The 11,607-nt window shown below is 69.9% G+C and carries 7 protein-coding genes; all 7 read right to left on the bottom strand.

What is annotated here, in order from left to right:
- Window positions 1-100: 100 nt before the first annotated feature.
- On the bottom strand, window positions 101-1,312 hold the full coding sequence (locus tag EES42_RS09745) for a glycosyltransferase family 2 protein (protein ID WP_266500300.1): 1,212 nt from the start codon (window positions 1,310-1,312) through the stop codon (window positions 101-103).
- 157 nt (window positions 1,313-1,469) lie between these two features.
- Window positions 1,470-3,500 carry a hypothetical protein gene (locus tag EES42_RS09740; protein WP_241196340.1) on the bottom strand — a complete coding sequence of 677 codons (2,031 nt, stop codon included), beginning with the start codon at window positions 3,498-3,500 and terminating at the stop codon, window positions 1,470-1,472.
- Window positions 3,501-3,648: 148 nt separating this feature from the next.
- Window positions 3,649-5,148: a bifunctional cytidylyltransferase/SDR family oxidoreductase gene (locus tag EES42_RS09735; RefSeq protein WP_124717738.1), complete on the bottom strand. Its 1,500-nt coding sequence runs from the start codon at window positions 5,146-5,148 to the stop codon at window positions 3,649-3,651.
- 333 nt (window positions 5,149-5,481) lie between these two features.
- On the bottom strand, window positions 5,482-6,918 hold the full coding sequence (gene obgE, locus EES42_RS09730) for a GTPase ObgE (protein WP_124717737.1): 1,437 nt from the start codon (window positions 6,916-6,918) through the stop codon (window positions 5,482-5,484).
- A 162-nt stretch (window positions 6,919-7,080) separates the two neighbouring features.
- Entirely contained in the window at window positions 7,081-7,338 is a 258-nt protein-coding gene (gene rpmA, locus EES42_RS09725) for a 50S ribosomal protein L27 (RefSeq protein WP_018103204.1), read from the bottom strand.
- Window positions 7,339-7,352: 14 nt separating this feature from the next.
- A complete protein-coding gene (rplU, locus tag EES42_RS09720) occupies window positions 7,353-7,673 on the bottom strand; it encodes a 50S ribosomal protein L21 (RefSeq protein ID WP_030921216.1) in 321 nt (106 codons plus the stop codon).
- A gap of 449 nt (window positions 7,674-8,122) precedes the next feature.
- The coding region (locus EES42_RS09715; protein WP_164495210.1) for an Rne/Rng family ribonuclease at window positions 8,123-11,607 on the bottom strand (3,485 nt) is incomplete at its 5' end.

Below are 11,607 nucleotides of genomic sequence, written 5' to 3'. Positions count from 1 at the left end.
GGGCGCGACGTCCGAACGATTTTACTGAGCTTCCGTGTGTGGTACTCCGCGAATCCGTCCGATGGGCGCACTCGGGATCCGACCGGCGGACGAGCGGCCGTCACGCCGCGTTCAGCCGTTCCTTCCAGCGCCGCATGTCACGGCGCATCCTGCGGGCCACCCGCCGGGACAGCGAGGCCCGGCGGGCGGCGACCTTCGGCTGGTCGATGCGCTTGCCGTCGTGCCAGTCCGGCACGGTGACCTCGTAGTTGGAATCGGCCAGACCGGCCGACTTGTCTCGGAAGTGCGGGTACGCGAGGTAGAGCGTGTCACCTTTGCGTGAACTGACCACATCCGGGACCGTCTTCGCCCGGAGGTACCGCACCACCTCGATGAGCAGGTCCATCCTGCCCCGCGCCACACAGGCGAGACGCAGCCGCTCGGACACCTTGATCAGCCGGGCCACACCATCGTCCCAGTACTTTTCCATCAGCGGAGCCGCGAGTTCCATTTTGCGCCGGCGGACTTCCTCCGAATCCTTCAGCACCACGGGGCCGAACTGCTGGAGCATCCCCACCGTGAAGGGCCGGACCATGAGGAAATCCCTTTTCGGGCCCGCGGGCTCGATCCGGTGAATGAGCGCCATCATGGCGCGCATCGAGTCGAAGCGCCATTCATAGGTGCCGCTCTTGGTGACGTGCTTCCCGTCGTCGCGGCCCACCAGGTAATAGCAGACGTAATTGGAGATCACCGAGACACCGGCGCCGCGCAGATATGCCTCCATCGTGAAGAGGGCGTCCTCACCGGTCCTGAGATTCTCGTCGAACCTCAGGGAGAGCCGCTCCAGGAGTTCACGCCGGAAGAGCTTCTGGGCACTCAGGGTGTAAATGACCTTTGAGTTGTAGACGTCGACCCGCTCCTTGGTGGCCCGCCACATCGACTGCGGCGCCCCCCGGTTCACACCGACCACCTTGCCCAGCACCACATCGGTCCCGGCCCGGTCGGCCATGGCCACCATCCGCTCCAGGGCCTCGTCACCGAAGTAATCGTCCGCGTCCAGGAAGAACACATAGCGGCCGCGGGCCAGACCGAGGCCCACATTTCGCGGGCCACTGGGGCCGCCGGAGTTCTTCTGCCTGATCACCCGGGTCGGAACCTGCGATCTCGCCGCGAATTCTTCCAGGTACTCGCCCGTGCCATCGGTGGAACCGTCGTCGACCGCGACGATTTCGATCCGCTCGGCACCGATGGTCTGCGCCTCCACCGATTCGAGACAGCGGATGAGGTAGGGCATCGCCTCATATGCGCCGACAACCACGGTCACGTCAGGAATTTGCGTCTCGTTCACACAAACAGAAGACAGTCAGCCCGGGCCGTTGGTTGTCTTACGCCACACCGTCAAAAGGTGACACTCATCACAAAGGCCCGGCACAACCCTCTCGGGGGTATGCCGGGCCTTGCTCAATCAGGTAAAGCAAACGGCTGACTTCTCAACCGCCCACGGGCTCACCCAGGCTCTTCGCCACCCCGGTGTTCCGCGCGTCGGACTTGGCCGCGAGCGCCGTCACGGCCGTGTCGAACTGCACGATCGAGGTGGGCTCGTCCGGGCCCAGGAGGTACTGCTTCAGCTCGCGCCGGTCATCCGCCAGGGTGTCCGCGGCCGGGTCCTTCACCGCGGCGAGCAGCGCCTTCAGCTCGGCCGCCGAGTTGGACAGGATCACCGCGGCGCGCACCGCGGTGTTCTGCCGGCGGAACTCCTCCTCGCCCAGTTCGGCCGAGTCCGTGACCGCGTACGGCTTGCCGCTCGCGATGAAGTCGGAGACCACGCTGGAGATGTCCGAGACCATGGCGTCCGACTCGTTGAAGCAGTCGTAGAGCCGCATCTGGGCACCGGTGATGACCCGGTGCTCCCACCAGCCCTGCGCACGCCAGGACGCCGCGTTCCACTCGTCCTTGAGCTTCGCCGTCTCTGCCTCGCGCGCCGGGTCGGCCAGCGAGTCGCGGGACAGCTCCGCCTCGTCCCGGGCGGTGCGGCCGCCGCCGGCCAGCTCGGCCAGCCGCGCCTCGATACGGACCATCTCGGCCCGCGCCTCGGCCTGCTCGCCCTGCAGCGCGGCCGACTCCTGCGCCCAGCGGGGGTCGGTGGCGCGCTGGGCCGCGGCCTGCTCGATCATCGCGGTGATGCGCAGGTGCACGGCCTTGGCCTTGGCGCTGCGGGTACCGGTGAAGGGGTGCGGCTTGTACAGCAGCCGGACCGGCTCCTCGGCCTCCAGCAGCCGCCTGACGATGTTCTCGCCGGCCAGCAGCAGCGAGGTGTTGCCCGGGTTGTCGTCCCAGCCCTCCCAGGTGGGGGCGTACAGCACGGTCGGGATCGGGTTCCCCGGCGTACCGGACCAGGACCGGATGGCGGCCAGCTGCGGGCGGCCCACCTCCACGATGTCCTCGTCGCGCACCCCGACATCGGCCAGCGCGTAGCGGTCGCGGCCGGCCCGGCCCGCGGTCCACACCTCGTCGTAGACCTTGCTGTACGGGTTGACGCTGGCGATCTTGTCGCTGTCGCCGTGACCGATGAAGACATGCTTCATCGTCGGCACCCGGAGCAGGTGGATGTTCTTGCCGACGTTGGCCGCGTAGAGCGCGACCCGCACCGACGAGAGGTCCAGGTTCATCAGGTGCACGCCACCGGGCACACAGAGCACCGGCACCGAGGTCGTGGCGAGCTGCGGCACGATGTTGCGCTCACGCAGCAGGATCATCGGCCGGCCGCCGAGCTGGGCCATGGTCTCCAGCCACATGTTGACCTGGTAGGCGGAGTCCTTGGAGCCGGAGAAGTACAGCATCACGGTCGGCCGGTACTCGGCGAGCCAGTCGCCCACCGCGTTGAGGACCTTGGTCTCCGGCGGTACGAGCCGGCTCGGCCGGACGTACGGCAGCAGCGCCACCAGGTAGCAGACCGCGAGAACGAGCGTCAGGCCGAGGCCGGCGTACGCGATGGCCTCCTTGCCGGTCTCGACGGCGACCAGCACGCCCACGATCGCGAAGACGTCCAGGTGCAGCATCTTCTCCGCGGGCCGGTTCATCAGGCTCTGCGGCGGGGCATCCGCTATCCGCACCGACGACAGGTCGATGTTGCGGGTGACCACCGGAAGCTTGCGGCGGAGCCGGATCAGGGTGACCATCGCGCTCTGCGGTGCCTGGAGCCCGTAGAACGCCAGGAGGCAGGCGACCGTCACGTAGAAGAGCGTCTCCTCGCCGTATCCCATGCGGGAGAGCAGCAGGATGAGCAGCAGTTGACGGACCAGGAAGCGGATCGAGAGCCCGGCCCGGACGGCGGCGAGCCGGTTGATCAGATAGCTGCCGCAGTGGTGCAGATACCGGTCCGCGAGATAGGTGACCGCGGTGGCCGCGGCGAAGAACCAGAGATTGGGGATTATTGCCGCGAGCATTATGCACGGGAACCCCAGAGCCACCAGGAGCGCGGCGGCCAGCTCCGAGCCGCTGCCCACCCGAGCCAAACGCATGGCTTTCGAAATCACGAAGTACCGCTCCCGAGGGTGCCGACTTGTTTACCTTACGAGGGGAATGTGAAGACAGAGCTTCACGAATTCGGACCCCTGCAGTTCGCGCTCGGCGACTGCAGGGGTCCGAATAGTCGATTGTCAAGCAGTATTACACATCGACCTGTCGGTCCAGGACAGCGGCAAGCGCCTGCTCGAAGCCGGATGCCTCGGAGGCGCCCCGCGTCGGGTCCTGCTGGCGTACGTCGATGACATGGCCGGTCATCTCCGAGAGCAGGACGTCGAGCGAGGTCCGGGCGACCGCCTCGGAGGACAGCAGCGTGCCCGCGGGCTCGTCGCCGAACGCCTTGGTGCGCATCGGGGTGGCGGTGCGCTCGGGGTTCACGCAGTTCACCCGCACGCCGTCGGCCGCCCACTCGTCCGAGAGCGCCTGGGTGAGGTTCACCATGGCGGCCTTGGTCGACGAGTAGAGGCTGTACTCCGCGCGGCCCCGGGTGTAGCTGCTGGAGGTGTAGAGCAGCAGCTGGCCCTTGGTCTCGGCGAGGTACTTGTACGAGGCGCGGGCGATCTGCACGGGTGCCAGGTAGTTGACGTTCAGCGCTTCCTGGATGGTCGCGCTGTCCGTCTCGGCCAGCTTGCCGATACGGAGCACGCCGGCGGTGTTGATCACGTAGTCGACGCGGCCGGTGTCGGCGTACGCCTTGGTGAGCGCCTCGTCGATGTGCTCGGGGTTCTCCACGTGCGTACCGGTGGTGGAGCGGCCCAGGGCGTAGACGGTGGCGCCGTAGGACTCGGCGAGCGTCGCGATGTCCGCGCCGATGCCGTACGAGCCGCCGAAGACGACGAGGGTCTTGCCGGTGAGCAGTTCGCGGTAGGCGGCGTCGTCGGTCGGCTGCGGAACGGCCGTGGAGGCCAGCTGGAAGAGCTTGTCCGCGATGAAGACGTCGACCGGCTGGGTGACCTTCATGTTGTACTCGTCGCCCGCCACGACGTAGATCGGTACGTCGGGGAGGTACTTGAGCACGACCGAGCAGTCGTCGGTGGCCTGGAAGTTCGGGTCACCGGCGGCCACCTCGTAGGCCCGGCGGATCGTGGAGAGCTTGAAGGCCTGCGGCGTCTGGCCCCGGCGCAGCCGGGAACGGTCGGGCACGTCGGTGATGAACTCGCCGTCGCCGCCGTGGGTGCGGGTCACGATGATCGTGTCCGCGGACGGGATGGCGACGTCGACCGCCTGGTAGCGGTCCAGCGCGTCGACGCAGTCCTTGATGACGCGCTGCGAGAGCAGCGGGCGCACGGCATCGTGGAAGAGGACGTTGCGGTCCTCGCCCTCGGCCAGGCCCTCGCCGAGCGCCGCGATGGCACGCTCGGTGGTCTCGTTGCGCGTGGAGCCGCCCTCGATCACCTTGGTGACCTTGGTGAGCCCGGCCTTGGCGACGATCTTCTCGACGTCGGGCACGTAGCCCGGAGCCATCAGCACGATGACGTCGTCGATGGAGTCGGCCTGCTGGAAGATCGACAGCGTGTGCTCGATGACAGCCTTGCCTGCGATCTTCAGCAGCTGCTTGGGAATGGACAGACCCACGCGCTGGCCGGTACCGCCGGCGAGCACGACTGCTGTGGTTCGGGCTTTGGCTATGTGCTGAGCAGACACAGACGACCTACCTTGCGAGGGCTGGGAGATACAGCGATGGTTGCACTCTCCGTTACCGTCTCGCAAGGTGGACGTCGGCCGCCGCATGCCGTATCGAAACCTTTTGTTGCCCTGCGATCAGGGCGAATACCGGAATCGGGGCTTCCCTGCCAGGTGATCGACGCCACACGAGTGAGCGGCATGATTCACCCCTGAGCGGGTTCGGTTCCCCCGTACGTATGACGCGGAGAGTGCGCGTGGCCGCCGGACGGGCCTGCGGAACAGGGCCTTCCGGCGGCCGGCGACCGTTCCGGAACGAGCCGCGCTCGTCCCGGAACGGTCGCCGGGCCCGTCCTAGAACGGGTTGAAGTCGTCGAACTCGCGCTGGGCCTCGTCGCGTTCCGACTCGCGCTCGCGGCGGCGCTGCGCCGCCGGGCGCGGTGCTTCGAGCCGGTGGTCCTCGCCACGACGGCCGAGCATCTCGGCGCCCGCCGCCAGGGTCGGCTCCCAGTCGAAGACGACCGCGTTGTCCTCGGCGCCGATGGCGACGCCGTCACCCGCGCGGGCACCGGCCTTCACCAGTGCGTCCTCGACACCGAGGCGGTTGAGCCGGTCGGCCAGGTAGCCGACGGCCTCGTCGTTGTTGAAGTCGGTCTGGCGCACCCAGCGCTCCGGCTTCTCGCCGCGCACCCGGTAGATGCCGTCCTCCTCCAGCGTCACGGTGAAGCCCGCGTCGTCGACGGCCTTCGGGCGGATGACGATCCGGGTCGCCACCTCCACCGGCTTGGCCGCACGCGCCTCGGCGATGATGCCCGCGAGCGCGAAGGACAGCTCCTTGAGGCCGGTACGGGCGACCGCGGACACCTCGAAGACGCGGTAGCCGCGCTCCTCCAGGTCCGGGCGGATCATGTCGGCGAGGTCCTGGCCGTCCGGGATGTCGATCTTGTTGAGGACGACGATGCGGGGCCGGTCCTCCAGGCCGCCGTACTGCTTCAGCTCCTCCTCGATGATGTCGAGGTCGGAGACCGGGTCGCGGTCGGACTCCAGCGTCGCGGTGTCCAGTACATGCACCAGCACCGAGCAGCGCTCCACGTGCCGCAGGAATTCCAGGCCGAGGCCGCGGCCCTGGCTGGCGCCCGGGATGAGGCCCGGGACGTCGGCGACGGTGTAGACGGTGCTGCCCGCGGTGACCACGCCGAGGTTCGGGACCAGGGTCGTGAAGGGGTAGTCCGCGATCTTCGGCTTGGCCGCCGACAGCACGGAGATCAGCGAGGACTTGCCGGCGCTCGGGTAGCCGACCAGTGCGACGTCGGCGACGGTCTTGAGCTCCAGGACGATGTCCCGGGCCTCACCGGGCTCGCCGAGCAGCGCGAAGCCGGGGGCCTTGCGCCGGGCGGAGGCCAGCGCGGCGTTGCCGAGGCCGCCGCGGCCGCCCTGACCGGCGACGAACGTGGTGCCCTGGCCGACCAGGTCGGCGAGCACATTGCCGTCCCGGTCGAGCACGACCGTGCCGTCCGGCACCGGCAGGACCAGGTCCTGACCATCCTTGCCGGAACGGTTGTCGCCCGCGCCGGGCTGGCCGTTGGTGGCCTTGCGGTGGGGGTGGTGGTGGTAGTCGAGGAGCGTGGTGATCGCCTGGTCGACGACCAGGGTCACATCGCCGCCGCGGCCGCCGTTGCCGCCGTCCGGACCGCCGAGCGGCTTGAACTTCTCACGGTGTACGGAGGCACAGCCGTGGCCCCCGTTACCCGCGGCGACGTGCAGCTCGACGCGGTCCACGAAGGTGGTCATGGTTGAAACCTCCAGTTACATACATGCAGAAATGTCTCACTCGTGCTGTCCCCACGGAGGAGAAAGCCGTCTCTCATGGGAGAAACACGCGAAAGGCGGACCCGCTTCCCGTACGGGAAGTGAGGTCCGCCTCCGCAGAAACCGCTCGACGAGCGCCGAAAATCAGCCGGCGATCGGAACGATGTTCACGACCTTGCGGCCACGGTGCGTGCCGAACTCGACCGCACCGGCGGCGAGCGCGAACAGCGTGTCGTCGCCGCCACGGCCGACGCCCGTGCCCGGGTGGAAGTGGGTACCGCGCTGGCGGACCAGGATCTCACCGGCGTTGACGGCCTGACCGCCGAAGCGCTTCACGCCGAGCCGCTGAGCATTGGAATCGCGCCCGTTCCGGGTGGACGATGCGCCCTTCTTGTGTGCCATGTCTCCTCAGTCCCTTACTTCGCAGCCGCGGGGATACCGGTGACCTTGATCGCCGTGTACTGCTGACGGTGACCCTGGCGACGGCGGTAGCCGGTCTTGTTCTTGTAGCGAAGGATGTCGATCTTCGCGCCCTTGTGGTGGTCCACGACCTCGGCCTGGACCTTGATCCCGGCCAGCACCCACGGGTCGCTGGTCACGGCGTCGCCGTCGACCACGAGCAGGGTCGAGAGCTCGACCGTGTCGCCAACCTGGGCAGTGGAAATCTTGTCAACCTCAACGATGTCACCGACAGCAACCTTGTGCTGGCGGCCACCGCTGCGCACGATGGCGTACACGCGGATCTCACTCTCGCTCGGAACGGGGCCCCTGATGCCAGCCGCTCACACGGGCCGGGGCCCGAGGTGATCCGAATGGACGAGCGGCCTCTCACCTGTGAAGGGAGGGGGTTGCTCAGGGACAGGCGCATGGAAACACGCCGAAGGGCAAGGTTACGGGCCGTCGTCCGGAGGGTCAAACCGGGCCCTGTGTCCTTCCCCGCCGCTCCCCCGTTCATTCCCTCTCCCTTACCGCTCTTCTGCTCTTCTGCCGCCGGACCGCCGTCGCGCGGCGTACCGGGGCAGGCCCCTGAAACCCTGCGAAGGCCTTCTGGCGCCCTTCTGGAGCCTTTCTGACGGCCTCCTGGCGGCCTGCTGAGGGCATCCTGGCCGAACAACGGGAAAGGCCGGTGGGCCACACCCCGTCGGAGTGTGGCCCACCGGCCGTGCGACCGCTCTGCGGCTCGCGCCTACGCCTCTGCGTCGGCCGAGACGGCGGGCTTCGGCGACTTCTCCGCGGCGACCGTCTTCTTGGTGGCCGCCTTCTTGGCCGTCGTCTTCTTCGCGGCGGTCTTCTTGGCAGCCGTCTTCTTGGTGGCCGCCTTCTTCGCCGTGGCCTTCTTGGCGGTCTTGCGGGCCGCCTTCTTGGCCGGGGCCTCCGCCTCGACGGTCTCGGCGTCCGGCGCCGGCTCCGCCTCGGGCTTCGGCTCGGCCGAACCGGTCACCACGACGACCTCCGCACCGTCCGTACCGGCGGGCGAGCCCGCCGGGGCGGTGACCTTGCGGGTCACCCGGCGACGCGCACGCGGCGGGGCGGCCTCGGGGGCCACCTCCTCGGGTGCGGCCTCGGGCTGCACGGCCTCGACGACCGGCGCCGGCTGCTCGACCGGGGCGGCAACCGGCTCGGCGGCCGGCACCTCGGCGGCCGGCTCGACCGGGGCGGGCGAGCCCGCCGGGGCGGTCGCCTTCCGGGTCGCCCGACGGCGCGTACGGCCCTGGGGGGCCTCGGCCGCGGGGGCCTCCTCGACCACCGGGGCCGGAACCTCGGCGGCCGGCTCCGGCTCCACGACCGGCTCGGGCTCCACGACCACGACCGGCTCCGGCTCGACGACGGCCGGGGCCGCCGCTGCCGCGGCCTTCGGGGCGCCGGCCGGGGCCGTCGCCTTACGCGTCGCGCGGCGACGGCCGCGGCCGCGCGTGGCGGCCGCCTCGGCCTCGGCCGGGCTGCTGTACAGCTCCTCGTCCGGTACGAACTCCGGCTCGGGCAGCGCCACCGGGGCCGCCACCTCGGCAGCGAGCTCGGCCTCGGTCTCGACCTCGGTACCGGCCTCGGCCTCCACCGCGTGCTCGTGGTCCGCGCCGCCCCGGCCGCGCTTCTTCGAGCGCTTGCCGTTGCCGCCGCCACCGACCGAGGCCGGCTGCTCCATGTGCACGATGACACCGCGTCCGTTGCAGTGGACGCACGTCTCGGAGAAGGACTCCAGCAGACCCTGGCCCACCCGCTTGCGGGTCATCTGGACCAGACCCAGCGAGGTGACCTCGGCGACCTGGTGCTTCGTACGGTCGCGTCCCAGGCACTCCAGCAGGCGCCGCAGCACCAGGTCCCGGTTGGACTCCAGCACCATGTCGATGAAGTCGACGACGACGATGCCGCCGAGGTCGCGCAGCCGCAGCTGGCGCACGATCTCCTCGGCCGCCTCCAGGTTGTTCTTGGTGACGGTCTCTTCCAGGTTGCCGCCCTGGCCGGTGAACTTGCCGGTGTTGACGTCGACGACGACCATCGCCTCGGTCTTGTCGATCACCAGCGAGCCGCCGCTCGGCAGGTAGACCTTGCGGTCCAGTGCCTTCATCAGCTGCTCGTCGATCCGGTACGTCGCGAAGATGTCGACCTCGGAGGTCCACCGCGACAGGCGGTCCGTCAGGTCGGGCGCCACCTGCGAGACGTATCCGTAGATCGTCTCCCACGCGTCGTCGCCGCTGACGATGACCTTGGAGAAGTCCTCGTTGAAGATGTCGCGGACGACCCGGACGGTCATGTCCGGCTCGCCGTAGAGCAGGGTCGGCGCGTTGGAGCTGCCGGTGCTCTTCGACTTCTTCTGGATGTCCTCCCACTGCTGCTGGAGCCGCTCGACGTCGCGGCGCAGCTCGTCCTCGCTCGCGCCCTCCGCGGCGGTGCGGACGATGACGCCCGCGTCCTCGGGGACGATCTTCTTGAGGATGGTCTTCAGCCGGGACCGCTCGGTGTCGGGCAGCTTGCGGCTGATGCCGGTCATCGAGCCCTCGGGCACATAGACCAGGTAACGGCCGGGCAGCGAGACCTGGCTGGTCAGGCGGGCGCCCTTGTGGCCGATCGGGTCCTTGGTCACCTGGACGAGGACGGACTGGCCGGACTTGAGCGCGGTCTCGATGCGGCGCGGCCCGTGGGCCATGCCGAGCGCCTCGAAGTTGACCTCACCGGCGTAGAGCACGGCGTTGCGGCCCTTGCCGATGTCGACGAAGGCGGCCTCCATGGACGGCAGTACGTTCTGCACCTTGCCCAGGTAGACGTTGCCGACGTAGCTGGTGGCCTGCTCCTTGTTGACGTAGTGCTCGACGAGCACGTTGTCCTCAAGGACGCCGATCTGGGTGCGCTCGCCGTTCTGGCGGACGACCATGACCCGCTCCACGGCCTCGCGGCGGGCCAGGAACTCGGCCTCGGTGATGATCGGGACGCGGCGGCGGCCCTGCTCACGGCCCTCGCGGCGGCGCTGCTTCTTGGCCTCCATACGGGTCGAGCCCTTGATGGACTGGACCTCGTCGAAGCCGGTACCGGGCTCCCGCTCCTCCTTCTTGCGGGGCTCGCGGACCTTGACGACCGTGCGCTCCGGGTCGTCCGTGCCGTTGTCGGCGTCGGCGGAGACGTCCCCGCTGCGACGGCGGCGGCGACGACGGCGACGGCTGCTGCTCGATCCGGAGGCGGACGCCTCGTGGTCCTCGTCCTCCTCCTCGGACTCCTGGGCGCTTTCCTGGTCGTCCTCGGCGTGGTCGGCGGCGGCCTCGTCGCCGTGCTGCTCGGCGGCCTCGTCACCCTCGGCTGCCTCGCCACGACGACGGCGACGGCCACCACGACGGCGCCGGCGCGAAGGCCGGTCCCCGTACTCGTCCGTCTCCTCGCCCTCGCCCTCGGCCTCGTGCTCGGCTTCGGCCTCGGTCTCCGGCTCCTCCTCGACCGGCTCCTCCACGGGAGCCACGGCCTGCTCGGGCTCGGCGGCCTCACCGCGACGGCGGCGACGGCGACGCGAACCGCCCTGCGGGGCGGCCTCGGCGGCCGGGGCCTCGACGACGGCCGCCGGCTCCTCGACCGTCTCGACCTCTTCCTCGGCCTCGACCTCGACCTCTTCGTAGCGCGAAGCCGCCGCGGCGGCGGCCGCGGTCTCCGGGGTCTGGAACATCGGCTCGGCGAAGACCGGCGCCTGGAACACGGCCACGGCGGGGCGTGCGGCGCGACGGCTCTTGCGTACCGGCTCCTCGGCCTTGCCGGTGAACTCCGGGCGGCCGGCGGCGGCGGTGGCCCGGCGGCGCTGACGGCCGCGCGGAGCGGCGTCCTCGGCCTCGGCGGGCTCGGCGGGCTTCTCGGCGGCGGGCTTCTCCGCGGCGGCCGGTGCCTCCTCGACGGTCTCCACGGCTTCGGCGGCCTGCGGCGCACCCGCCGGAGCGGTCGCCTTACGGGTCGCCCGACGACGGCCGCGCGGGGCCTCGACGGGCTCGGCGGGCTCTTCCGCCGGAGCGGTCTCCGCGACCGGCTCGGCGGCCTGCGGGGCACCGGCCGGGGCCGACGCCCTGCGCCGGGTGCGGCCGCGCGGCGCGGCGGGCTCCGGCTCGGCGATCTCGGCAGCCGGCTCGGGCTCGGCGACGGCCGGAGCCTCCTCGACGATCTCCACGGCTTCGGCGGCCTGCGGCGCACCCGCCGGAGCGG

Origin of the sequence: Streptomyces sp. ADI95-17 (assembly GCF_003846175.1) — a bacterium.
Classification (GTDB): domain Bacteria; phylum Actinomycetota; class Actinomycetes; order Streptomycetales; family Streptomycetaceae; genus Streptomyces; species Streptomyces sanglieri.
The sequence above is the reverse complement of the archived record's forward strand: the minus strand, read 5'-3'. Positions and strand labels throughout refer to the sequence as shown.

Coding starts and splice junctions, on each gene's coding strand:
- EES42_RS09740 (WP_241196340.1), bottom strand. CDS start 3,500: ATGCGTTTGGCTCGGGTGGGCAGCGGCTCGGAGCTGGCCGCCGCGCTC.
- obgE (WP_124717737.1), bottom strand. CDS start 6,918: ATGACCACCTTCGTGGACCGCGTCGAGCTGCACGTCGCCGCGGGTAAC.
- rpmA (WP_018103204.1), bottom strand. CDS start 7,338: ATGGCACACAAGAAGGGCGCATCGTCCACCCGGAACGGGCGCGATTCC.